Origin of the sequence: Clostridium ljungdahlii DSM 13528, from assembly GCF_000143685.1 — a bacterium.
GTDB lineage: Bacteria > Bacillota > Clostridia > Clostridiales > Clostridiaceae > Clostridium_B > Clostridium_B ljungdahlii.
In genome coordinates this window covers 4,350,406-4,375,932 of the sequence record NC_014328.1, presented here as the reverse complement: position 1 = coordinate 4,375,932, position 25,527 = coordinate 4,350,406, and the positions used below count along the sequence as shown (strand labels likewise).

The 25,527-nt window shown below is 30.6% G+C and carries 24 protein-coding genes and 2 pseudogenes; 18 read left to right on the top strand and 8 right to left on the bottom strand.

Annotation, left to right across the window (positions count from 1 at the left end; translation table 11 throughout):
• The first annotated feature begins 56 nt into the window (after window positions 1–56).
• Window positions 57–500: an OsmC family protein gene (locus tag CLJU_RS19820; RefSeq protein WP_013240614.1), complete on the top strand. Its 444-nt coding sequence runs from the start codon at window positions 57–59 to the stop codon at window positions 498–500.
• A gap of 183 nt (window positions 501–683) precedes the next feature.
• Here the strand turns inward: CLJU_RS19820 and CLJU_RS19815 are convergent.
• Window positions 684–2,057 (bottom strand): annotated as a pseudogene (locus CLJU_RS19815) (urease accessory protein UreH domain-containing protein); the annotation flags it as partial.
• Between the two features lie 288 nt (window positions 2,058–2,345).
• Between CLJU_RS19815 and CLJU_RS19810 the strand changes: the two are divergent.
• The 6 genes from CLJU_RS19810 to CLJU_RS19785 all read left to right on the top strand — a co-directional run bounded on the left by CLJU_RS19810 (window position 2,346) and on the right by CLJU_RS19785 (window position 7,662).
• Window positions 2,346–3,155, top strand: coding sequence for an electron transfer flavoprotein subunit beta/FixA family protein (locus CLJU_RS19810; protein ID WP_013240612.1), 810 nt, complete (start codon window positions 2,346–2,348; stop codon window positions 3,153–3,155).
• The gene (locus CLJU_RS19805) at window positions 3,143–4,432 is read left to right on the top strand and encodes an FAD-binding protein (RefSeq protein WP_013240611.1); all 1,290 of its coding nucleotides are present in this window, start codon (window positions 3,143–3,145) and stop codon (window positions 4,430–4,432) included. The genes CLJU_RS19810 and CLJU_RS19805 overlap by 13 nt, the downstream gene beginning before the upstream one ends.
• Window positions 4,433–4,435: 3 nt before the next feature.
• On the top strand, window positions 4,436–5,731 hold the full coding sequence (locus CLJU_RS19800; RefSeq protein ID WP_013240610.1) for an FAD-dependent oxidoreductase: 1,296 nt from the start codon (window positions 4,436–4,438) through the stop codon (window positions 5,729–5,731).
• On the top strand, window positions 5,731–6,024 hold the full coding sequence (locus CLJU_RS19795) for a ferredoxin family protein (RefSeq protein WP_013240609.1): 294 nt from the start codon (window positions 5,731–5,733) through the stop codon (window positions 6,022–6,024). Before CLJU_RS19800 ends, CLJU_RS19795 begins: the two co-directional genes overlap by 1 nt.
• 79 nt (window positions 6,025–6,103) lie before the next feature.
• Window positions 6,104–6,421 carry an APC family permease gene (locus CLJU_RS19790; protein WP_147453379.1) on the top strand — a complete coding sequence of 106 codons (318 nt, stop codon included), beginning with the start codon at window positions 6,104–6,106 and terminating at the stop codon, window positions 6,419–6,421.
• Between the two features lie 347 nt (window positions 6,422–6,768).
• Entirely contained in the window at window positions 6,769–7,662 is an 894-nt protein-coding gene (locus CLJU_RS19785; protein ID WP_013240607.1) for a metallophosphoesterase family protein, read from the top strand.
• A gap of 550 nt (window positions 7,663–8,212) precedes the next feature.
• On the opposite strand, the gene CLJU_RS19775 is transcribed toward CLJU_RS19785, so the two are convergent.
• Window positions 8,213–9,007, bottom strand: a complete 795-nt coding sequence (locus CLJU_RS19775) for a polysaccharide deacetylase family protein (protein WP_013240605.1) — start codon at window positions 9,005–9,007, stop codon at window positions 8,213–8,215.
• A 188-nt stretch (window positions 9,008–9,195) separates the two neighbouring features.
• Between CLJU_RS19775 and CLJU_RS23105 the strand changes: the two are divergent.
• The 3 genes and pseudogenes from CLJU_RS23105 to CLJU_RS19770 all read left to right on the top strand — a co-directional run.
• A pseudogene (locus CLJU_RS23105) lies at window positions 9,196–9,319 on the top strand (recombinase family protein); the annotation flags it as partial.
• An 11-nt stretch (window positions 9,320–9,330) separates the two neighbouring features.
• Complete coding sequence (locus CLJU_RS23100) at window positions 9,331–9,471, top strand: hypothetical protein (RefSeq protein ID WP_013240604.1); 141 nt, start codon at window positions 9,331–9,333, stop codon at window positions 9,469–9,471.
• Between the two features lie 112 nt (window positions 9,472–9,583).
• Window positions 9,584–10,108 (top strand): flavoprotein, encoded by a 525-nt coding sequence (locus tag CLJU_RS19770; protein WP_013240603.1) that lies wholly within the window; start codon window positions 9,584–9,586, stop codon window positions 10,106–10,108.
• A gap of 154 nt (window positions 10,109–10,262) precedes the next feature.
• On the opposite strand, the gene CLJU_RS19765 is transcribed toward CLJU_RS19770, so the two are convergent.
• The 5 genes from CLJU_RS19765 to CLJU_RS19745 all read right to left on the bottom strand — a co-directional run bounded on the left by CLJU_RS19765 (window position 10,263) and on the right by CLJU_RS19745 (window position 15,983).
• Window positions 10,263–11,378: a helix-turn-helix domain-containing protein gene (locus CLJU_RS19765; protein ID WP_013240602.1), complete on the bottom strand. Its 1,116-nt coding sequence runs from the start codon at window positions 11,376–11,378 to the stop codon at window positions 10,263–10,265.
• A gap of 78 nt (window positions 11,379–11,456) precedes the next feature.
• Complete coding sequence (locus tag CLJU_RS19760) at window positions 11,457–12,866, bottom strand: MATE family efflux transporter (protein WP_013240601.1); 1,410 nt, start codon at window positions 12,864–12,866, stop codon at window positions 11,457–11,459.
• Between the two features lie 112 nt (window positions 12,867–12,978).
• Window positions 12,979–13,815 (bottom strand): MerR family transcriptional regulator, encoded by an 837-nt coding sequence (locus CLJU_RS19755; protein WP_013240600.1) that lies wholly within the window; start codon window positions 13,813–13,815, stop codon window positions 12,979–12,981.
• Window positions 13,816–13,937: 122 nt separating this feature from the next.
• Window positions 13,938–15,116, bottom strand: coding sequence for a M28 family metallopeptidase (locus CLJU_RS19750; protein WP_013240599.1), 1,179 nt, complete (start codon window positions 15,114–15,116; stop codon window positions 13,938–13,940).
• Window positions 15,117–15,221: 105 nt separating this feature from the next.
• Window positions 15,222–15,983: a MerR family transcriptional regulator gene (locus tag CLJU_RS19745; RefSeq protein WP_013240598.1), complete on the bottom strand. Its 762-nt coding sequence runs from the start codon at window positions 15,981–15,983 to the stop codon at window positions 15,222–15,224.
• Between the two features lie 271 nt (window positions 15,984–16,254).
• Between CLJU_RS19745 and CLJU_RS19740 the strand changes: the two genes are divergently transcribed.
• The 3 genes from CLJU_RS19740 to CLJU_RS19730 all read left to right on the top strand — a co-directional run bounded on the left by CLJU_RS19740 (window position 16,255) and on the right by CLJU_RS19730 (window position 20,056).
• A complete protein-coding gene (locus CLJU_RS19740; RefSeq protein WP_013240597.1) occupies window positions 16,255–17,382 on the top strand; it encodes a hypothetical protein in 1,128 nt (375 codons plus the stop codon).
• Between the two features lie 635 nt (window positions 17,383–18,017).
• A complete protein-coding gene (locus CLJU_RS19735; RefSeq protein WP_013240596.1) occupies window positions 18,018–18,293 on the top strand; it encodes a CD3324 family protein in 276 nt (91 codons plus the stop codon).
• Between the two features lie 218 nt (window positions 18,294–18,511).
• The gene (locus tag CLJU_RS19730) at window positions 18,512–20,056 is read left to right on the top strand and encodes an ABC-F family ATP-binding cassette domain-containing protein (protein WP_013240595.1); all 1,545 of its coding nucleotides are present in this window, start codon (window positions 18,512–18,514) and stop codon (window positions 20,054–20,056) included.
• Window positions 20,057–20,117: 61 nt separating this feature from the next.
• On the opposite strand, the gene CLJU_RS19725 is transcribed toward CLJU_RS19730, so the two are convergent.
• Window positions 20,118–20,549 (bottom strand): nuclease-related domain-containing protein, encoded by a 432-nt coding sequence (locus tag CLJU_RS19725; RefSeq protein WP_013240594.1) that lies wholly within the window; start codon window positions 20,547–20,549, stop codon window positions 20,118–20,120.
• 101 nt (window positions 20,550–20,650) lie between these two features.
• Between CLJU_RS19725 and CLJU_RS23255 the strand changes: the two genes are divergently transcribed.
• The 5 genes from CLJU_RS23255 (at window position 20,651) to CLJU_RS19710 (ending at window position 25,489) form a co-directional block, all read left to right on the top strand.
• The gene (locus CLJU_RS23255; protein ID WP_023162477.1) at window positions 20,651–20,782 is read left to right on the top strand and encodes a hypothetical protein; all 132 of its coding nucleotides are present in this window, start codon (window positions 20,651–20,653) and stop codon (window positions 20,780–20,782) included.
• Window positions 20,783–20,864: 82 nt separating this feature from the next.
• A complete protein-coding gene (locus CLJU_RS19720; RefSeq protein WP_013240593.1) occupies window positions 20,865–21,629 on the top strand; it encodes a DUF2935 domain-containing protein in 765 nt (254 codons plus the stop codon).
• Between the two features lie 269 nt (window positions 21,630–21,898).
• On the top strand, window positions 21,899–22,030 hold the full coding sequence (locus CLJU_RS23250; RefSeq protein ID WP_013240592.1) for a hypothetical protein: 132 nt from the start codon (window positions 21,899–21,901) through the stop codon (window positions 22,028–22,030).
• Between the two features lie 292 nt (window positions 22,031–22,322).
• Window positions 22,323–23,474: an amidase domain-containing protein gene (locus CLJU_RS19715; protein ID WP_013240591.1), complete on the top strand. Its 1,152-nt coding sequence runs from the start codon at window positions 22,323–22,325 to the stop codon at window positions 23,472–23,474.
• Between the two features lie 572 nt (window positions 23,475–24,046).
• Complete coding sequence (locus CLJU_RS19710) at window positions 24,047–25,489, top strand: glycosyltransferase family 39 protein (protein WP_013240590.1); 1,443 nt, start codon at window positions 24,047–24,049, stop codon at window positions 25,487–25,489.
• Window positions 25,490–25,527 lie beyond the last annotated feature (38 nt).

Genomic DNA, 25,527 nt, shown 5'->3' with positions numbered 1-25,527 from the left:
TTGATTGGGATATACTGAAGTTGTAATGCTAACTAAATTTATAAAGGAGTGGTATTATGGCGATAACAACATTTAAGGCAACAACAAGACGAAAGAAAGGTCTTGCAGTTACAGCAGAAGCAAGGGGGTTTAATGTAGATATTGACGAACCAGAAAGCTTAGGTGGAAGTAATACTGGAATGAATCCGGTTGAATTAGTTCTTTGTGCTTTAGGTGGATGTCAAACAATTCTTGCATCATCTTTTGCTGAAAAAATGAAAATAAATCTTGAGGATTTTTGGATAGAGTTAGAAGGAGAATTGGATCCAGATGGATTTATGGGATTATCGGATGTGAGACCGGGATACCAGAGTGTAAGATATAATATGCATATAAAGAGTGATGCTTCAGAAGAAAAAATTAGGAAGTTTATTGAACTCATTGAAAAAAGATGCCCAGTAGGAGATACAATAGGAAATGTTGTTAAACTAGAAAAGGCAAAGATTACAATAGAGAAGTAATTATTAAACTAAAAGTGATTGATAAAGTAAAAATGTGTAGATTACTTTTATTCAATCACTTTTTTTATTATGGTAATTAGAGCATCTACAAAATTACTCTTGAATACTATTTAGATAACTTTCATATATGTTTTGAGTTTGTTATTTAGTTGACGAATTAGCACTAGGTGCTACTGCACCACCACTACAGCAATTAGGAGTACCAACAGGAGGAGCGGAAGGATCGGTGGGCTTAGATGTATCAACAGAATCTAGATTATCTACTACTCGAATTACCCCATTTATCATTCCCATCCAGCAGCTAAAGTTTATGTCTTTGTCATTTGGTGTAAACTCTATTATATTTTCACCATTATCCAACTGCTTCTTTATATTTAGCGATGCTACTACAATTGCATTGTTACAAGAAGTTATTTGTTTCCCATCTATTATCCACTTAACAGGAATGCCTTTTTTTACATACAGTACATTAGGCGTATACCCATTTCCATCTGCAGTCATATTTACTACCTGAACTCCATCCTTTAAAACAGCTTTAGTGCTATTTGCCGCAGAAGCAGCAAGGGATTGGTTAGTTCCAGGTAAAAGAGAACCTATAGACGAAACAACATTTATTCCAGCTAAAGATAGTCCTCTATTACCCATAATTAACCCTAGGACAATTACAAGGACTCCACTAAATTTTAAAATCTTTTTTGTGTATCCTTTACTTAATAGGCCAGAAACTGCACCGAAAGTTAACATTAAAGGCACTGTACCTAAGGCAAAGATGAACATAGAAAGAGCACCTTTAAAAGAGCTGCCTGTACCAAGAGCATATAGCTGCATAGTTTGAAGAGGCCCGCATGGCATTAAACCATTTAAGATACCTACCATAAATGGAGTTTTAGGCTTATTCTTTACTGAACAAAAGGACCAAGGTAGTTTTATTTGCAGCTTTCTAAATAAAGAAAAACCAGCCATATTAAATCCCATGATGATCATAAATAAACCAGCAAACAGTTGAAGAGCAGCTTGAGTTTTTATAGATAGTGAAAGTACGGAGCCCAAGGTACCAATAATTCCACCTAGAATTGTATATGATATTACTCTCCCTATATTATAAAGTATTGCAGGTTTAATTGCCTGAAATTTATTGGTGCTTTCATTAGTTAAGCTTTGAGAAAGCATTATTCCACCGCACATTCCCACACAGTGTATAGAGGTGAGCACTCCAACTACAAAAAGTACAAAATAGGTTGCTCCTTTAAGCATATTATTCATATCGAAACCACCAGTAGAATTACCTATAAGAATAATGGAAACTGCTACCATAAGTATTCCAGCAAATCCAAGATTATAGGAATTCTCAGTGCTATATCCAGTACTATTTATACAATCCTTTATATCCTTTAGATTGCAAAGTTTAGAATCATATTCTATGTCTATAAATTGACCACTGTAGTTAGCCTTGGCATTAAAAACCCCTACTAACTTTTTTAATGTTCTTTCTATAGTTTTTTCACAAGATGTACAAGTCATATTATATACTTTTAGTCTTATATTTTTTATACTCATAAATTTACCTCACCAGTATATTATTATTTTTATTCTATAAGCTGAGTACATTGGTATAGTCCTCACATTATAAATACATTTAATAGCTATAATATACAGAATAGTTGTGTAGAAATTATAAAGATTTATATAAAAAATATTTGCATAACCAAACTTGTTTTAAATAAATTTTTTAAATTATTTAATCTTCATTTTTTCTTCATATGAGACTTATATAATAGAGCACAAATAATGAAAAATGATTGTAAATAATAATTTTAAATAAAAATTGAAGGAGTTGTTGTTTAGTTGCATATTTTAGTTTGTGTGAAACAAGTACCGGATACTACAGAAATTAAAATGGATCCAAAAACAAATACTTTAGATAGATCAAGCGCACCTACAATTATTAATCCTTATGATGCACATGCAGTAGAAGAAGCTGTGAAAATTAAAAATAAGTTTGGAGGTAAGGTTTCTATTATATCAATGGGGCCGCCACAAGCAGAGGAAGTTATTAAAAAGTGTATTGAAATGGGAGCTGATGAAGGGTATCTTCTCTCAGATAGAGCATTTGCTGGTTCTGATACTCTAGCTACAAGTTATATACTTTCAATGGGAATAAAAAAAATAATGGAGAAAGAGGCTATTGATTTAGTGTTTTGTGGAAAGCAAGCTATAGATGGAGATACAGCTCAGGTTGGACCAGGTATTGCATCTAGACTTGGAATACCGCAATTAACCTATGTGGAAAAAATAAAGTCTTTAAATTTAAAAAATAATACTGTGATAATACACAGAAAAATTGATAATGGCTATGAAGTTGTTGAATCAAAACTTCCATGCTTAATCACAGTAGAAAAAGATATAAATGATTTAAGTTTTTCTCCACTATCAAATATTATTAGAGCAGCACGTTATAAAGCAACAGTTTGGGGAATTAATGATTTTGAAGCAGATATGAGTCAATTAGGGCTTAAAGGATCTCCAACTTCAGTTCGACGTATATTTCCACCACCTCAAAGGTCCGGTGGGGAGTTACTAAAAGGCAACATTGATGAGGTGGTAAAACAACTTACAGATAGCTTGAAAGGAGGAATAGTTAGATGGCAGTTATAATTACAGATTCTTGTATTGGATGTGAATCATGTATCCCAATTTGCCCCTTCGATGCATTGGGGATTAATGGAGAAGGTAAATTAGTGGCTAGTAAAGAAAAATGTACTGAATGTGGAAAGTGTGTATCGGTGTGTCCAGTTTCTGCGTTAAATATTTCAGGTGTCAACAAGAAAGCCAATGATATCTCGAAGAATGAGACTAAGGAAGGTAGCAAAGCTTCAAAGTCAGAAAAACCTACTGGAGATGTATGGGTCTTTGCAGAACAATTAGAAGGTAAGCTATCTTCTGTTACTCTTGAACTTATTGGTGCTGCAAGAAAGCTTGCTTCAAAATTAGAGGTAAAGGTATGTACAGTTTTATTAGGTGATAAAGTTGAATCTATAATACCTGAGCTTTTTGGATATGGTGCAGATACCATATATGTTATAGATGATGAAGTATTTCATTTTTATAGAGCAGAGACTTATAATAGAGCTTTCTGCTATTTAATAAATAAGTATAAACCAGAAATATTATTAATGGGAGCAACAACTACGGGAAGAGATTTAGCTGGTGCCGTTGCAACTGCATTGAAAACTGGACTTACAGCAGACTGTACCGGACTAGATATTGACTTAGAAAAAAGAGTATTGCTTGCTAGCCGTCCAGCCTTTGGAGGAAATATAATGGCAACAATAGTATGTGAGAAACACCGTCCTCAAATGGCTACTGTGCGTCCAAGAGTTATGATGATGCCAGAACCTGAAGTAAATAAAACAGGCGCTATAATTAGAGAGAATTTTAAAATTGAAGAAAAATGTCTTAAGACTTGGGTACTTGAGATTATTAAGGAACAGGCAGAAAATGCAAAACTTGAAGATGCTAAAATTATAGTTTGTGGTGGACGTGGTGTGCAGAATCAGGAAGGATTTAAGTTGCTAGAGGAGTTAGCAAAGGTTGTTGGAGGTGTAGTTGCAGGAAGTCGCGGCGCTGTTGAGAAAGGTTTAGTAGATCATAAACGTCAAGTTGGTCAGACAGGACAAACAGTATCCCCAAAACTATACTTTGCTATAGGAATTTCTGGTGCAATACAGCATACCGTTGGAATGCAAGGAGCTGAAACAATAGTTTGTATAAATACAGATTCTGAATGTGAAATGATGAAGTTGGCTACTTATGGAATAGAGGGAGATGTTTTTGAAGTATTACCTAAATTAATTAGTAGTTTTAAAGAAGAAATTACAGAAGTTTCGAAGATAAATAATAAAGGTTTGTGTACGATTGCGAAGGAGGTTTAAAGAGTGGCTGAAAAATTTGATGTTATTGTTGTAGGGGCTGGGGTTTCCGGGCTTGCAGCAACATATGTAATGGCAAAAGAAGGTCTTAAAGTTATTGTTATTGAAAAAGGTAAATACCCTGGCTCAAAAAATGTTATGGGTGGTGTATTATACCGCCACATGATGGACGAGATTATACCAGAGTTTTGGAAGGAAGCACCTCTTGAACGTCCTATTGTAGAACAAAACTTTTGGTTACTAGGTAAAGAATCCGCAGCTAAAACCGGTTATAGAGGAATGGAGTGGTCAAAGCCCCCTTATAACAACTTTACAGTTTTTAGAGGTAAGTTTGATCAGTGGCTTTCAAAAAAGTGTATAGAAGCTGGTGCATTGATTGTCAACGAGACTGTTGTAAAGGAATGTATTGTAGAAAACAATAAAGTTGTTGGAGTTAGAACAGATAGACCAGATGGAGATATTTATGCTGATGTGGTTGTTCTTGCAGATGGAGTTAATTCATTGCTAGCTAAAAACCTTGGCTTCCATAAAGAATGGCGTAAGGATCAGGTAGCCCTTGCAGTTATGGAGGAATTAAAACTGCCTTCAGATAAAATCGAAGATAGATTTAACTTAGACAAAGGTATGGGAGCAACTGTAGAAATGTTTGGTGATGGAACCTTAGGTATGGTAGGTACAGCCTTTATCTATACTAATAACGAACATATATCTATTGGCTGCGGAGCTTTGCTTTCACAGATGAGTGAAAGAAATGTTAAACCTTATGAATTATTAGAGTATATCAAGCAGCATCCTGTTATTAAGCCTTTAATTGCAGGAGGTGAAGCAAGTGAATATTATGCACACTTAATTCCAGAAGGAGGGTATAATAGTATACCTAAATTAGTAGGGGATGGAGTACTTGTAATTGGGGATGCAGCACAGCTTGTTAATGGTATTCATAGAGAAGGATCAAATCTAGGAATGACCTCTGGACGTTTTGCTGCTGAGACTATTATACAGGCTAAGAAACTAGGCAAATTCAATGAACAAACACTTTCACATTATCAGGAGCTGCTTAAAGAAAGTTATGTTATGAAAGATCTAAAAAAATATAAGAATGCATCTACAACTATGGAAGAAAATCCGAAGTTCTTTAATCATTATATACCAGCAGCTAACAAGGTGATGAGTGAAATGTTTACTGTAGATGGAGTATCAAAGAGAGACAAGCAAAAGTTAGCTATTAAACATATGGCTGGTGGAAAATCTATATTAAGTATGGGTATGGATGGATTTAAAATATGGAGGGCGATGAAATAATGGAAGATACAAAATTAAAAGTAAATATTGATGATAAGCTGTATTTAAATACTTATAATGTAGACACTCTTTCCCACTTAGCTATAAAGAATCAAAAGATATGTGAGACATGTAATGAAAAGACCTGTACTTTCATTTGCCCTGCTCGTGTTTATGAATGTAAGGATGGACATGTTACTGTTGGTTATGAAGGTTGTCTTGAATGTGGGGCATGTCGTATAGCTTGTTCTCATGATAATATTGATTGGAACTTCCCAAGGGGAGGGTTTGGTATACAGTTCAGGTTGGCATAGTATATTGAATTATAAAAGGTCTCAGCAAATTTTATTTGCTGAGACCTTCTTATTTTATACTATAAAACTGTGCCTAAGAATGATAGTAAACAAAGTAGTGGCAAGTATTATCCTGCTCATTGTTGCTGCAGTGAATTTCTTCGGGATAACATCAACTCCAAAAGTAATAATCGAAATATTTTTTATAAATTTAGTTTTACTAGTATTATATGTAGGTATTTCTGTGTCAAATGTTGATGTAACTAACCTTTCACATGTTTTCGGTTCGGGAATAACTGGTATTGTGACTGACGCAAGGCTTTTCTTCCGGTGCTTTGATGACTTTCAGCGTATGGCAATCATGTCCAATACAATAAAGAATCCACAAAAGTCAATTCCTTTCTCAATTATTGGTTAAAGTCTAATAACTGCTGTTATTTATCTAATTGTTACAGGTACTACCCTTGGTAGTCTTGTTTTATAACTAAACTGTAGAAATCAAATAATCTATTGAAATACCATATTATTCAATTTCAAATTCTATGGTATTTTTATGCTTGTAATTTTAAAACAATATGGAAGTGTTGTAACTCTAATTATATTAGTATTTTTATAATTTCTAAAACTTAATATTATTATGATTTACAAATTTATTTGTTTTGACTTATAAGTATAATTTCTATGAGTGTTAGGAAATCTAAGTACATGAGCATATTCTAATACAATTTTATTAATACATAGTTTATAAAATTAAGAGGTATCTCTATGAAAATAAAAAAATTTATTAATTTAATACTAATTATCTTGTGTGTATGTCTTATAGTAGGTGCTGGTGCATTTATTTATAATGCTAAAGATGCTTACAAAATTAGCAGCGACTTTGTTAGTATACCGCTTAAGTTCAATTATGATGATTCTTCTTCGACATATAGTATACAAAATACACAAGTTACTGTTTATGGTGGATTTGTTAAAGGGATTAAAAATGGGGAAAACAATGTAAAAAGTCTTGTTATTAGAGCATTATCTCCACTTCCAACATTAAAAATACAAGGAACAAAATCAGCTAATGTTTCAATCTTTATTGAAAATGTTAATCCCGATTTTTATGCGAAGAGTATTGAAGATAGTAAGCTACATATGTCAAAGGTTACCGTTAATACTTTGCAGCTTAATATTCCTGTTAGTCATGGTAAAACTATAAAAATTGAACCAGTTAAAAAAAACACGCCCAATAATGTGAATAAATATCAATATATTATTTTAGGTGATAATCGTAATGGATATGATACTTTTCAGAAAATTATTCAGCAAGTTAATGGAGAAGAACCTGTATTTGTAATAGATAATGGTGACCTTGTATTTAGTGGAAAACCTAATCAATATCGACTTTTTGACAAGATGGCATCAAAAATATCAACTACCCTATGTATGACACTAGGTAATCATGACATTCGCGGTAATGGATATAATACTTATACTATGCTGTATGGTCCGTCTTATTATTCCTTTGATTTTGCAGACAGCCATTTTACATTTTTAAATTCAGTTCCAGGATGGGCTCAAAAAAGAGCAATTTCAGATGAGCAATATGTATGGCTTCAAAAGGATTTGAAAAAAGCACAAGGTAAGCGTATTTTTGTAATTACACATACATAGTTATTTTGATTATACTAGAAAAGGTGTACGTTATATAATTACTGGTGGCGCAGGAGCAGAGTTATTAACAAAAAATAACTATTATCATTATATAATAGAAAAAATCGATAATAGTAAGAGTGCTACTAGGGTTGAACTTCCATCACCAGCTAACACTTATATTACAAGGTATCTTGCAGCTACACAACTTTTTGCAAATTCAATGTATGAAGAGAATCCACTTGCGGTTGCTTTTATAATTTTAGGATTTTCGTTACTAATTATCTTATTAATAATGAAAATTTATCTTAGAAAAAAACAGCCTATTAATACTTTTGGGAAATGGTTGCTTGATATTTTTAGATATGCAACGGAAGATTTTAAGGAATTGTTTAAGAAAAAGGATACTAATTAATATACAAATGTAAAAATGATTTTAAATCTAATCATAATATAAGAAATGTAAACTTAAAATCATTTTTATAATTGTATCTTAATTCCAAAATCGTTCCACTAATCAAAGTATTAAGATAAGTTATAAATAGTATTTATGGTAGTTATGTTTTAGATATTACTTCTTATTTATTATTTCAAGTTTCATCAGTTCTTTTTCCTCTGCTTCCGTTAAATTTTCAAACGTTCTAAAATTAAACCCTTGGTCTTTTAAGTATTTTATTATTTCAGGTAGTGATTCTACTGTAAAATGTTTGTAGTAAGTATCATGCATAAGTATTACTGCAATTTTTTTATTTTTACATTGATTTTCAACGTTTCTTTTTATTTTCCCAACAGGTACTTCATGACTATCTGCATCACCTGAACAAACATTCCAATCTACATATTTTATTCCTTTATTATTTAAGGCTTTTTTTATTAAGGATAAGTTTGTTTTACTAATTATTAGGTTAGTCGAACCACCTGGTAATCGGGTATAGTTTACGGGATCTTTACTTGTTATTTTTTTTATTATATTTCTACACATTTCATAGTCATTAGCATAAGCATCTAAATTTTTATATATTTTTTTATAATTATGAGAATAGGTATGAACTCCTATGCACATGCCACTATTACTTAATTCTTTAAGTGCTGTAGGATTTTCTTCTGCTTTTATTCCAACTACAAAAAAAGTAGCTTTTATATTGTTATCATTTAATATCTTTAATATTTTTTGTGTGTTATTTACAGATGGACCATCATCAAAAGTCAAAAATACTTCTTTAGGCAATTCTTGAACGGTTTCATCTTTAAATTTGTTATTAGTTATATTTAATTTATTCGCATATGTAATACTGCTACAATTCAAACATACAAGTAATAATGTAAGCATAAAAGCGTTATAGTTGAAAATAGAAAATCTTTTCATAAGAAAAACACCTTCTTTGATTTTAAAATATAAATTTTATCTTAAGGTTGTAATTAACTTATACTACATATTTAATGTATCCTTTTTTCTTTTGTATATTCTATGGAATATTACACAGATAATATACAAAAAAGTAAATAAAGATAAAAAATCAGTTTAGAAGCTACTTGAAATTCTAAAAGAATATAAAAATTCTCTTTACAATATTTGCTGATATATCGCAATTTGAAAGAGATTTAATAATTCAAAGAACCAAAGAAGGATTAGTAAGTGCAAGAGCACGAGATCGTAAAGGAGGAAGACCATTTAAAGATGAAAAAGATGTGGCATTGAGCAAAGTAATAGAGAGTGATGAAAATTTAAGAAAAATTGCTATTGATGTAGCATGTAATTCAAGACTTTGTGATTATCATACTAAGAATGTAAATAAATTAAAAGAAAATAATTTGCTGCGTACAAAGTAAAGTATTATAAATTTGGTCATTTGTAGAGGAGTTTGGGTTAATTTGTAGAATTTATATTATTGTGTAAGTAATTGATGAAATAATAAAATTATAAGAAAATGGGGGAGTAAATATGTTATCAGGAAAAATAATAACTTTAGGGATCACAGCATGCAGCCCAGCAAACCAGTCGCTTACGTTAATTAAGGAATTGAAAAAGCGTGGAGCACAGGTGCATGTAATTATGACGACAAATGCAGCCAATTTTGTTACACCGCTTATGGTACAGAGAGAGGCAGGAACACCTATCCAGATTGAGCAATTTGAACTTCCAAAGGCTTATGATATGAATCATCAGTCGCTGTCATTTAAATCTGACTTAATGCTTGTTGCACCAATTTCTGCCAATACTGTTGGAAAAGCAGCAAATGGAATAGCAGATAATCTTCTTACTACAAATCTATTGTCAACAAGTGCACCTATTATTTTTGCAACTCATATTAATCCTAAAATGTACAGCAAACCAAGTGTACAAAGAAATGTGAAAACACTTAAAGAAGATGGGGTAATATTTGTTGAAAATAAAGAGGCAAAATTTCCAAGTCTATTTCCAAGCATAGAGGCTATTATTAAAACAGTTGAAGAAGTAATTGGTTAAAAATTATTTTAACCAAAATGGAGCTATAACTTAATATAGTTCCATTTTAGCTGAAGCAAAGATTTTCTTTGTCTTAAATAAGAATATTTATTTGATTAAATTGACCCATCTGTGAAGCAGGAACTTTAGAAGCTATGACAGTGTCATAAGCCCTTTATAGGTTTCCTAATTTTGATTTTATTGCTTCAAGGCTACTCTTAAATTTGGGCTGATCCTTAAATGCTGCAAATGCGGGATTTTCTGTTATTGCTTGGAGTATGATTTTTTTAATGACCTTTTCATCTCTCGGTGCCTGGTTACCTAAATCAAATTCTGCAAACCAATTATCAATACTGTCAAAGAACTCATCGCCGTGTAGTTTAAATGAGAGTGACTCTGATGTGCATATATCTGCATATTTTTTTATCATATCAATTGCTTTATCCTGATTATTTTGCATTGCATAGCACTGTGCTGCTGTTAAATATATCTTTAGCATAACTCCGGGATGAAGTTTGTTTAAATTGAAAAGCTCGGCTGTGGAGATTGTGCGCTGGAGTATATTTTCAAACTGCTTTGGAGTATCCTGATTCAATATAAAATAACTTGGCAATATATCCATCATGTTAATTAAATGATGATATATACCAATCTGTAAAACTTCTTTTGCCTTTTGTATATTTCCTGTCATCTGATATGCACTTGCCAGTAGTACTTCATCTGATGGTTTAGGTTTCATTGTTCCATTCAGTAATTCCTGAACTTCTTCTGGATGCTGTAGCATGAGAGAGCAGGCAGCTTCAAGTGAGTTTGCCTCATTTGTTACATACACATCATCCTCTTCTGTTCTAATCCTCTGGCATAAATCAATTACTTCATGAAGAACGGACTCCTGTGCTTCCTTGCCCTTTGCCAGCATATAATGGTTCGTAAGAAGTACAGCCATCTGCACTAAAAGAGGAAAACAAGAATAGTATTTTTTTATAATCTCATGACACTTATCTAGAACCTCTTCAAAAGGTTTGCTGCTAAATTCACTAGCTAATTTATTATAGAGTTTTTTTATATCATCCTTTGTCATCTGCGGCTCATATCCTATAAGCTCATCTATACTGATATTAAAATATGCTGCAAGCTGTGGAAGAAAAGTAATATCAGGGTAACTTTGACCTGTTTCCCATTTAGAAACTGACGCTTTGGATACACCTATATATTCAGCCAATTTATCTTGAGTAATGGCTTTTTCCTTACGCTTTGCAACAAGTGTTTTTGCAATATTAATTTCTTTCATAATTATCACCCCATAATGTAATTATACGGTTTTAATATATGATAACAATGGATTAAAAGTTGATTTTAGTTTACAAAATCAACTTACAGTTAACTTCGAATATTTCTTAAGTTCTGAGGTAATAAGAATAATAGTCACTATAACTGATAATATTTCTGCACAGGGTCCTGCATATAAAACTCCTAAAACTCCAAGAAATTTAGGTAAAATTATCATAAGGGGAACTATAAAGAAGGTCTGTTTACATAGTGTAAGAAGCATTGCTTTTCCAGGTTTACCTACAGCCTGGAAGAAAATACAACTTGTAAGTTCAAAACCTATAAACATACAGAGCATCAAAAATATCTTAAAAGATTTTAATGCAAATTCATTATATAATGCACTATTTTGACCAAATAGATTTACTATACTCTGTGTAAAAAACTGAAATATAATAAAGCCTATTATTGATACAACAGTTGCTATTTTTATAAGCATAAAATAGGTATCTTTAACACGTTTAAAATTTTTAGCACCGTAATTGTATCCAAGTATTGGCTGGCCTCCTATGGCTATACCTATTACTACTCCTAATAAAAGATCATTTACTTTCATTACAATACCTATTGCTGATATGGGAATATCACTGCCATAAATTGATTGTGCTCCATAAATTTTAAGCATATTATTGCTTACTATTATTATTATTGTTACTGCTGCCTGCGTAATTAAACTGGAGATTCCTAAAAGCATTACTGTCTTGCTCACCTTTACATCAAGCTTCAAATATTCTCTTTTAAACTTTATGTTTTTAAACTTTTTAAGGTAACTTAGAGAAATTGTGCAGGATAAAATTTGTCCTATTATTGTTGCTATAGCAGAACCTTTAACCCCCATACTGAAATGAAATATAAGTATAGGATTCAAAACAATATTTATAACTGCTCCTACTATCATCGCAAGCATTGAATATTCCGGGCTGCCATCTGCACGTATTATTGAATTTAGACCTGCTGCCAAAATCATGAAAGGAAGTCCTATTAAGATTATTCTCATATAATCCAGTGCTACAGAAATGTTAGTGCTTGTAGCCCCAAAGCTCCACAGCAGCTTTTTCATAAAAATATATCCAACTGCTAAAAATATCAAACCTAAAATCACCATCAAAACAATTGCATTACCTATTGCCTTAGCGCCCTCTTCTTTGTTCTTTTCTCCTAATTTTATACTGTAAAAAGCAGCTGCTCCATCTCCCAAAAGTAGTGAAAAACCTAAGGCTAAAACTACAAGTGGAAAGGTTATATTTGTAGCTGCATTACCAATATAGCCTACTCCCTGACCAATGAAAATCTGGTCCACAATACTGTAAAGAGCATTGACCACCATTGCAAGTACGCAGGGAATTGAAAACTTCATAATAAGCTTGCCAAGCTTTTCATTTTCAATATAGCTTTCATTAATTTTTGTACTCTTTTCGCTCAACTTACATACACCTCTTTCAAACTTCATATAGACATCCACTGAAGTTAACAGACTTATCTAAGATATATATTTCTGGTGTGAATATCTACAATTGAAAGAATAATGCATACAGTAACGGGAGAGTCAACACTTATTTTAATTATTTTATTGGAACTATAAGTTCAGTCACATAATTTTCTTCATCTACTGTGTTCATTATGTCCACAAGATAATTATCTACAGGTTCACCGCAAATTTCATATTTATTTTCATAAATGTATTTGTACAACTTTCTATAAGTATCTATCATACTATCATAACTTCCATAATGGACAGCAGTAACAGCTTTAAAACCTCCAAACTTTCTAACTAGACCATCTATTTCTCTTTCCTCAGACACAGCTATACAAACTTCTATATCATAATCTTCCTTTTCTTTTTCTTCAAAATCAATACAGTTATCATAATACACTGCCATAGCATTCTTTATAATATGAAAATTGTTTTTTTCAACTAATGAAATCAGTTTACAGTACCTAACTGTAAATTCTTCAATAGTACAGGGCCCTTTGCTCCTGAGATAGGCAACATAAGAGACTGGTATTTCTTTTATCTCAATTTTAAAATCCTTATTTTTTTTCTTTTCCTTTTTGCTTTCTTTTATAAAAAACTGCAATTTTTGTTTTAGCATCTTTAAATCGTTAATTTTGTTATCAATCTCTATACATTTTTCATTAATTTTTCTTGTGTTATATTCTAAATTTTCTCTGCCCAAAAGTACTTTTATTTCTTTTAATGAAAAACCTGCTTCTTTAAAATGCTTGATCACAAGCACTAAAGCCAATTGGTCATTTGAATAATATCTATAATTACTGTCTGGATCAATCTTTCTTGGTATCAACAATTTTATTTCATCATAGTATCTGAGTGTTTTTATTGGAATATTGCATATTTTAGATACTTTTCCTATTTGATAAAGTTCTTTACTTTCATCCATTGTATTAATCAACTCCTCATATAAACACAGTTAACTATATTTTACCATAACATATATGCCAAAAAAATTCTAAGATTAAGATGCTTATTTATGCAGTTCAAATTTATTCATTTTAGAAATACTTAAACAGAAAGATTTGCGATAATTTCAATTATATACCTGACTATATGACCAATCATGTCAAAATCAATGGTATCCAACGTATCTTTTGAGGTATGGGTGTATTCTAAGCCACCACTAAAAAGATCTGATGATGTTACTACTAAACAAGGTATACCACGAAATATAAAAGGAGCATGATCTCCGGCATACCATTTTCTGCCTTTAACAATTTCTTCACTCTTACCTATAGTGCAGTTTATAATTTCACTTATATTATTACTTAGATTGTGAAAGGAAATGGCAGTTTGAGCTCCCTTATGGCATGGTGAATCTATATTAATCATGAGCTTAATTCTATCTTTTTCATTATCAATTAATTTTAAATATTCCATTTCACCACAGGCACCATAGAATTCTTCACTATTAAATGGTACGATCTCTATATCGTATGCTGTAGATTTCAATACTTCAGCCATCTGCAGCAACACTGCTACTCCTGATGCGTTATCCAAAGCTCCAGGTGTATTATATTTTGTGTCCATATGAGCACCTATAACAATTTTTCCCATTGATTTTGTAGCTTTCTTTAATGCTACAATCTGTCGACTTTTGGACAACCTTTTATGGGAATCTATTGTTAAATTCACAACCTCACCTAAAAGCCCCGCGGCCTCAATTTTTGATAAGGTTTGATCATTGATATTTGTTGATGGTATTAAAAAGTTTCCATCTTCAAAAAGCGGAAATGGATTTTGCCCACTTAATGGATTTTTACCGGTTACAGCAATAATTGCCTTTGGCTTCTTTCTTTCAAGTAGAGAAATAAGATATTTATGCTCTTTCGGATAATAAAAGGGATAGTCTTTTGGCTGCAAAGGACTTTCTGTAAGCTTTCCTGACAATACTAAAATAACATCATTACAATCAATATCTTCTAATTCCTTCACAGTTTTAACCATAATCAACTTTCCACTTCCTTTAAAAGGCTCGGAAAAAGGACTTGGCTCAACCTGGAACAAGTGATTGCGGCTTATAAGAGTTGATTTTGCTTTTTCCCAAACAGTACATTCAAATGGCAGCGACTTTATTGAATAGTTCATATATTTAAACTTATTTTCTAAAAAATTTACTATTTCATCATTTGCAGCTGTTCCTACTGCACGTTCTTTCGTAATTATTTCAAAAACCTTACTTATCATTGTTTTACCTCCAGTTTTTATAGTTAAGGATGAAAAAACAACACACCATCCTTCTATAAAAAAATAACATAGAAAATATAGGGTGGTGTGCAAGTGTAAGGTTTTTTATAAGTTTTTCATCTCTTCAATAATTGAAGGTATTTTTTGAGCTGCTTTTAGTAGTTTATTTAATTCATAAAGCCAGCGATCTCCAACTGAAATAAACTCATCATACTCTTGACAGTCCAGTGATGATGCCACTAACTCGGCATGTCCTTTATCATACATTGAAATACTACGATGGATCGAGGCCATACTATATCCGGACTGTAATAACATATATATAATGTGCATTCTTCCTAAATCAGTACTTGAATAAAGTTTTTCACCTTTTGCACCTACTTTTTCTGGAAGAATTAACCCATTCCTTTCCCAGTTTCGTATGGTTTCAGTAGTGACTCCAAGATAATCAGCAATATCTTTACGTGACAACATTTTCTTTTCTAAAAAAATTTCATTATTCTTAGTTGAGTTTGTCCAATTATCTAGCATTTCACAGGCTTTTTGAGCCTTCTTAATTTCCTGTTCAATTATTCCTATATATAAATCTGTATTTTGTCCTGCTTCATCCCACTGTTTTTTTGTTATTGACCACATGATTTCATTACCGGCATTCCTTATATGTTTGTTTGTAAAAGGATAACCAAAAATACACCGACAAACCTTTATTTGTAGTACATGTAATTCTCCAAATATGCGGTAGTTATTTATATTTCTTTTTGCTTTAGATATAAAGCCTAGCTTTTCATAAAGCCTTATAGTATTGGAATGAATACCATACATTCTAGCTAAATCAATAACTTTATATATTTTTTTCTTTTTCTCCATAATATCTCACCCTACCAGTGGCTCATCTATAAATTTAGTTTCATTTTTCATTATATCCCCTAAAACATTTAAAATAAAAGCCTTGCTTAAAATTTCCTGGACCGTCTTTCTATCATAACAAATATATAAAACAAGTACCCTAACTCTTAAATTTAAAACGATACTTTTCAACAACATCAGGAGGTAGCTAACAATATTGGTAAAGCTTTGAAAATTTACTACGAGAATATTGTTAACGTATTTTTATTTATTATATAAGGGGTTTTGAATTATGAATGTTAGTAGTATATCAAATTCAACAGAAAACAGACTTTATACAAATGAAAATTTATGGGATAAAAATGGCAATATTACAAAAGCCAAGTTTGATACAAGTAAAGCCTTAAAGATTGAAAATGCAAATGTTAATGAAACAAACAGAACTCCATCAGAAATATTATATATACCATCAGAAGATATAGACTACGAAAAGTGCACAGGCAAAGATGGAAAGGAATTTACTGTAACTAGTTATTGTAAGATTAAAGGTGAAACTTTAAATAAAGATTATTTAGATGTATTTGCTTCTAAAGCTCAAGGAAAAGATGTAAGTTATTATGATTATTATGTAAATAATTTTGTGGCAAAAATAGCTCAAAATTTTAGTGATAGTAGTAGTTTAAAAGAGGATGAAAAGTCAATAAAAAAAGGAATAACTGATCTTATTGGAGAGATGAAAAGAAATATTTCAAAAGGTATTTCTAATAATATAGAAAACTTAAATACTAAGTTTAAGGTAAATGGAGTTGATTTTACTTTAAAAGAATTAGTGGATTCTTCAAAGGTTATGGATTATGCATGTTCTATTGTAAATACTTTAGGTGGTATGGATTATAGTGATTATGCAGAAATGGGAATAGCTAAAGGTAAGGTAAGTTCTTATGCAGAAAAAAATCTAAATGTAGAGCAGCAGAAGTTACTTAATTCAACTATGTCTGCAAGAATACAAAAGGTTATAGATTCAGAGCCAGAAATATCAACTGTAATTGAAGACCTGAAACGTGTAAATATCAAAATTGACATGGTTACAGATAAAAATAGTAAATACTATGCCGTAAAAAGTTTAGAACGTGCCACTAATAAGGAATATGCACAAAAAATTATGGATACTTTTGCAAATGTAGATTATTCAAATGCAAAAAGTTTTGATAAAGCTATAGAAGAATATAAAGTTCTAATAAAACCTGTATTAGAGGAAGCAGGTATTAAGAATATGGGAAAAAATGACGCTTTAGATTATACAATTGATTATGAGGCTAATAACCTTAAAACTTTATTTGATAAAGATTATAAAAGAGTTATTTCATCAAGTGTTAAACTTAAAACTTTGTATGGACATTCTTTAGATGTTTATAGATAAATTTTAAAAATGTCTCTATTTTGTAAGATTGAAACTATTTATTTAGAAGAAATATTAAGTAAATTATTAGAATAATAAACAGAGTTCTTGGTTTCAGGTGGAGTTCTTTTCTCCATCTGAAGCTTAGAAATCGTTATCCAGGGGCGTAGCAGCCGTTATCCCCCACTTTATAAGAAGATGGGGGTATTACGGCTGGTAGCCATCGGATAAAATTTAATATTTCTTATTGAAGTCATCTTAAATTAAAGCTTTGAAAATGTTGGAGTTTATATTATACTTAATTTGATTGTATTTGAAATCTTCAATAGTTTTCATGATGTATGAGTTCATAGAATAATTATTGTAAATATACAATTAGTAGATTAAGGAAAAAAGGGGGAATTTATAATGATTTTAGTTATAAGAGTTAGCTCCATGCAAAGATTGTAAAAACATGGAAAAATTTTGTTTGGAGCTGCAGGGAAAATAATGTTAAACTTAATTTATGTATGTTTCAAAATGACATTTTCAAATCATTATGAGTAGTGTATAAGTTAATTAGCGACCCTATAAATTTATCAATTTAGTTTTTACATGTTTTGTTCAGTCTTTGCTTCATTATTTACAAAGTAAATGTAGATTGGAGCAGATGACTTATGAAATATGAAAAGGCACAGAGTGTATTACCAGAATGTATAATTCAAGAAATTCAAAAATATACTGATGGTGGATATATTTATATTCCTAGGAAAAATGAAAATAAAAAATCCTGGGGAGAAAATACTGAAACCAAAAAGTATCTTTATATAAGGAATAAAGAAATTTTTAATAAGTATTGTACAGGAATATCTGTTAAAAGCTTATCTAAACAATATTATTTAACAGAAAATAGTATTAGAAGAATAATCAGAAAACAAAAAAAACATGGTTAACGTAAAACGGTATATTAGCATAAAAAAGTATGCTAATATACCGTTGTTTTATTTTACTATAGCTAAACAATTGAATATAGTTGAGGCTGTTTAGCTATATAGTCACATATAATACAGAAATATTTATGAGCTTGAGTATTTATAGCATGAAATGATATGCTTTAAAAGCGCATAATATATTAGATTGGAAATACATAGATAAAGGAAGTAAATAAATAATGAGTATTTTAACAGTTGAAAATATGAGCCATTCATTTGGTGAAAGAGTATTATTTAAAAATACATCTTTTAAACTATTAAGAGGAGAGCATATTGGTCTTATTGGTGCTAATGGGGAAGGTAAGTCAACCTTTATGAAAATTATTACGGGAGAGCTTCTGCCAGATGATGGTACAATTCAATGGAATCCTAAATTTAGCATAGGCTATATGGATCAGCATGTTGATCTAAAAAAAGGAAATACTACACTAGACACTTTAAAGGGCGCATTTTCAAAGTTATTTGATATAGAGAAAAAAATAAGTGACTTATGCAACAAGCTTGGTACTATGGATGAAAAGGAATTATCCAAAGCTCTCAATAAGTTATCAAATATGCAAGAAACTTTAGACAAAAACAACTTTTACAGTATTAATTCAAAAATACAATCTACAGCAGCAGGTCTTGGGATTAGAGAACTTTTAGATAAAGACGTTTCAGATTTAAGCGGTGGACAAAGAACAAAGGTTTTACTTGCTAAGCTTTTACTTGAAGCACCAGACATTTTGTTATTAGATGAGCCTACTAACCACCTGGATGAAGAACATATAGAATGGTTAAAAAGCTATTTAATAAATTATGAGAATGCCTTTATATTGATATCCCATGATAACAGCTTTTTAAACAGCGTTGTCAATGTAATATATCACCTTGAACACAAAATCTTAACTAGATATCACGGAAATTATGATTATTTTCTCAGGCTTTATGAAATAAGAAAACAGCAGCTGCAGATTGAATACAAAGAGCAGCAAAATGAAATTGCAAAGCTTGAAGATTATGTGAGAAAAAATAAAGCGAGAGCTGCAACGGCAAAACAAGCAAAGGCAAGAGAAAAAAAGCTAAGTAAAATTGAAAGAATAGAAATTAAAAAGAACCTTATAAAACCTCGCTTTAATTTTAAAAGTGTAAAAATGCCGGAAAGTGTAATTTTTAGAGCCAGCAATTTAGTTATTGGATATGATAAGCCTTTAAGCAGACCTCTAAATCTAAAAATGAAAAGAGGAGAAAAAATTGCAATAACTGGAGCCAATGGCTTAGGAAAAACAACTCTATTAAAAAGTTTGCTTGGATTATTAAAACCTGTAAATGGTAAAGTAGTTTTAAGTGACTATAAAAAAATAGGCTACTTTGAGCAGGAAGTTGCAGAAAGTAATACCCATACGGTTTTATATGATGTTTGGAAGACTTTTTCTGATTTGACCCAAACTGAGGTTAGAAGTGACCTTGCTAAATGCGGACTCACAAGACAGCACATAGACAGTCCTATTAATATATTGAGTGGAGGAGAACAGGCCAAAGTTAGATTGTGCAAGATCATCAATAAACCAACCAATATATTAGTTTTGGATGAACCAACTAATCACTTAGATATCTATGCTAAAGATGAGCTTAAGCGTGCTTTAAAGGAATATGACGGCAGCATAATTTTAGTGTGCCATGAACCAGAGTTTTATGAAGACATTGTAACGAATGTATGGAATTGTGAAGACTGGAAAGCGTGAGTATTAGAGCCGGTTAAAATAACCGGCTTTTTTCTGTAGTTTATCCATATTATGTAAACAATTATAAATCTATCTTGGTATCAATAATTGTCTCTAATTTTTTGATTTCTTCATGTGAAATAGTTCTATTTTTACTTTTAAAATTATCTATAAATGAAAGTAATTCATTTACTTTCATAACAGGAGTAGAATTTGTAGGTACTTTTAGTCTTGAACTCCATCTTATTGTGAATACTACTATAGGTTGAATCCACAAATGTCCAAGTTGATTCTCTTTTAAATAACAACTCAAAGTGTATACATGTCTCCGGGATTGTTTACATGGATTGTAAAAGTTTTTATAGTAAACTCCTCCTTTTTGGCCAACTTTTTTCTCGCCTTTTATACCATAGGAGAATATTGATGCCTTATTCAAATGATATAGCAAATAAATTATTGGAATAAATGATGAATTAGATTTTGTCGGCATAGCTATAATTTTAATTATTGCCATAATAGTATTACTCCTTTACTAACAGAGGTAAGTGTATATATTAGTTAATATGTGATAATAATAAAAATAATATTGAATTTTAGGAAGAGGAGTGAGATTAGATGTCGCGAGGTTTACAGATATTTTTAATTACTATAGGTGGATTAATTACAATTGGAACAATAATGGCTGTATTTATAAAAATTATGATTAATATTACGAAATATGTGAATGAAAAAAATGGGTCATATTAGAATGGATAAGTTTTATGGTAACAATATTGAAGAACATACATAAACTAAATGTAGATTATGAAAATTGTATGGAGGGAGCTTTTTGCCTAATGAAAAACAAGATTTATTATTTTGGACAGGTATAATGAGAGACCATGCTATATTTCAAAATAGTGCATTAACATCTAAAGAAGTGCCATATATTCAGAAAACAATAATTTTTAGAAACTTTTTTCAGAAAACTATGGACAAAATTGAAAGCAAAGACAATTTTAATGAAAATACACCTGGTTTAATTGAAGCTGTTAATGACTTCATAAATTTTAAAGTAAGTATACTTAAAGGTCTTTTGACCTGTAAATTAGAGATGAATTTGCCGCCAACTCTTATTAGTCATCAAATAAATGAAGCTATGGAATTTAGACTTCAACTTATGTATCCAGAAGATTATTTAAAAAGTATTCAAGATCCTATACATTTTATAGAGTTATTAAATAAGTGGATATCTGATAGTTCAGGTCATGCCTCGGCTTATGCTTCATTTTTAGATCCTACTGAATCAATTCTTAGCGCTGAAGCACTTGAATTTAAGATGAAATTTGATATGTTGTCAGTGAAAGGTAATGAATTACAAATGATGATGATGCAAAGTGAATCAGGCAATGATGCTCTAATGCTCTTGATTGAAGAAATAGAAAAAGTAATGAAAAAATTTATCCTATATTTACAAGAAATATTAAAATTGAGATCCAGTTGTGAGGTTATGGCAATAGGTACATTAAATCCTCTCCTTCCAGACCATATGATTAGAGAGCATAAATACTATCTGGATAAAATTAATAATTATATGAAAAGCAAAAAATGTTAAATATACTTTTGTACACCTTACAAAGCTACATATGCATAGTTTGTAGAAGGTTCAATATTATAAAAAAGAAGACTAGGTATTCTCCATGCCCAGTCTTCTTTAAGTTACTAAAAATTCTTATTTTTCATAGCATATCTTATATTGAACAATTTCAATCTGTCCATTTTCAATGTGGTATACCACTTTTAAAACTTAAGACGCAAAGAAAAAATATTTTTTATAAATGGTTATAATAATAGATATGTTTAAATTAGAAGGAGTGATATTGATTGTCACAAAGCGTAGGAATAGTTTTAATTATTGCAAGTGGATTAATTGTATTGGAAGGTATAACATTTGCTTTTATAAAAATTATGATTAATATAATTAAATACTTAAATAACAAAGATAGACATCATTAAATAGCGCTATACTTGGTATTAAGTAGGATGAAATACAAAATTTTACACAAATTTGGAAATATATTTATCACATGATTTTATGATAAATTCCTAATCATATATATGAAGGTTTTTATCCGATGACTACCTGATCTAATACTCCAACTTCTTTAAGTTGGAGTAAAGATCAGCTACGTCCCTGGATAACGATTTCTAAGCATCAGGTGGAGTCAAAACTCCATCTGATGCCAAGAACTCTGTTTATTAAAATAATGGGCAAATTGTTAAGCCATCTTTTAGGAGGAGACTACTCGTGAGATTAAATCATGTGATGAAGAAAATTAAAGTTATGTCATTGTTAAAATACATAACTTTAATATTTATATTCTTAACGATCCCTATACTTAAATGTTCAATATGCAAGTCTAGGGAAAGTATAAATAAGGAAGAGATAAGTGCAGAAATTCAAAAAATATATAATTTTCGGTGTGATGCTCTTAAAACCGGTGATTATTCAACATTGAATAATTACTATGATACATCTAGACCAAGCGGTAAATATGCATTAGAGCATGAAGTAAAAAGAGCTAAATACTTGAAGGATTGGTGCAGCAAAAGAAATATAGAATTTAAAGATATTAAATCTACTATAAATTTAAGAAAAGCTATACCTCACGGTAGCACAGTAAGATTAGTTATTGCAGAAAGTTATAAGTTTGATTATAAATATAAAAATGATGAAGCTAGTCCATTAAATTCATTTGGAGTAGGTATACGCCATACGGCAAGTGTAGTAAAAAAAGATGGAAAATGGCTTGTACTTAGTGACTGGTACACTGATTGCTTTGAAGATTCTCTTCAACTTTATACAGCAGCATTAAATAATAACATAAGTTCTTCAAGAAAATATTCCAATAATTTCAGCGGTAAAAGGAGAATGGTTTATGACAGGAAAAATGCAGTGGCTTATGCTGACAAGTATTGTGGTATAGCTTGGGGAAATAGCAATAACTTTAAGTATAATAGGAAATATGATGATTATAATGGAGCAGGGGGAGACTGTACTAATTTTATATCTCAAGTATTGGGAGATAAAGAAGGAGGTGCCATGCGTACCAACGGTGAATGGCATCCAGGTACAAGAGCTTGGTCAAATGCAGATGGATTAAAAAATTATTTGTTACGCAGTGGAAGGGGAAGTGTTATAAAGATTGGAACTTTTGATCAGTTAACTGCTAATATATCAAATACATCTAATGGAGTATTTAGTAAGTTAAAGATAGGTGATTTGATAGCTTATGAGAAAGGCAGAGGTAATATAGATCATTTTGCAATAGTAACGGGATTTGATTCTCACAATTACCCTTTGGTTAACTCCCATACCACAGATAGGTATCATGTACCCTGGGATTTAGGTTGGGGAAATAAAAATATAAGATTTTTTCTCATACACATGAGGAATTAAGAATTTTATATTAAGGTTGAACATCTATAACATAGGTCTGCGGCATTAAGAAATTAGTGCCGCAGACCTATATTTATCCGATGACTACCTTCTCTAATACTCCAACTTCTTTAAGTTGGAGTAAAGAGCAGCTACGTCCCTGGATAACGATTTCTAAGCATCAGGTGGAGTCAAAACTCCATCTGATGTTAAGAACTCTGTTTATGTTAAAGAAAATAATATAACAAAAATGTAATGTTAATGAAATATAGTTCAATTGATGATATAAATAGAATCTTATAAAATAAGTTACATGAAATGACGTTAATAGTGCTAGTTAATATCTCAAAATGAAAGTATTATATCAAGTGATTCTTAGGTTCAGATGGAGTTTGCTTATAAGAATGACTTTCTCCAGCTGAACCTTAGAAGAACTTATCCAGGCGCGTAGCAGTGCTTATTCCTCACTTTGATAGAAAAGCAGATATCCCAAATATTTGATTTGGTGATAGTTGCTTTCGCTGTGTGCGATGGGGGTGTTAGCAATGGTAGTGATCGGATAAATTATCAATAATATTGCAAAGGAGTGCGGTATGAATTATATCAAAAAAAAGTTTACAAATTTCATGAATATATCTTTAAAAATTCTTTTTTTAATGATTATATTAGGAAGTATAGGAATGTCATTTTTAAGCCTTATAAAGTTATCATTCAAAAATATAATATACTTAATAATAAGTAGTTTAATTTTATTTTTGATTTGTTCATTAATAGGATACTTTATTTGTAAACTTTTGAAAAAAGGTTATTCTGATAAAGTAATATTATTAATAATTTTGTTATTAGCATTTTCATTAAGGCTATTATACATTTTATTAATAGATGTTAAACCATTTTCAGATTTTGAAATAATTTATAATTGTGGCCAAAAATTTGCATATGGAGACTACTCAGTCTTTAAAGGTACAAGCTATATAGCCAGGTTTCCCCATTTAACAATATTAACATTATATTTTGGAATGATAATTAAAGTATTTCCAGATGCTTTATTGGTAATTAAATTAATAAACATAATTTTATCAACAATAAATGTATATATTATTTATTTGATAAGTATAGAATTATACGGAAATAAAAAGGAATCAATCATAATTTCTTTTATAGCATGTGTATTTCCAGCATTTATATTTTATAATTCTGTAATTTGTTCAGAAAATTTAGCTATGACATTTTTTTTAGGAAGTATCTACATATTCATTTTAGTAATAAAAAATAAAAAGGGTTCACTGTGGATTCTTGTTTCAGGACTATTATTAAGTATAGGTAATCTTTTTAGAATGGTAGGTATTGTTATTATTATAGCGTACATTTCTTATTTAATAATTTATTATCAAAATAGGAAAAGCATTACTATAAGTATATTATTAATAGTTTCATTTTTAATTCCATTAGGCACTACTAACACCATATTGTTAAGATTGAATATAACAGAATATTCGCTGTGGCATGGAAGAGAACCAGCTGTATGGACCTCTGCCTTAAAAGGTACAAATATTAAAGCTATAGGTATGTGGAATAATGAAGACAGTCAAGTAGCAGAAAAATATAATTTTAATTATGATAAGGTTGAATCAGCTTGTAAGTCTATTATTAAGGAGAGATTGACGAGTACACCGTTGTATGAATTAATTGGATTTTATATAGTTAAATTTATAGGACAATGGTCAAGTGGTGATTTTTCAGGAGCATATTGGTCTACAGGTGAGATTAGCATATTAAATTCAAGATTTACTTTGAGCATAGTATTATTCTTTTATTCTCAAATGTTATATATTATTTTAATGATGTGTATATATAAACGATTATTTCATGTAAAACAATATTTGTATAATAAGCTAATAAACTTGCTATATATAATATTTTGTGGTTTTGGGATGCTTTATTTAATTACTGAGCAACAACCGAGGTATGGTTATATAATATCATGGGTATTTATATTAATGTATCAATTACCGGTGAGACAAACAACGGATTAAGTGATATACATGTAAAATTGAATCGCTTGATGGTAATG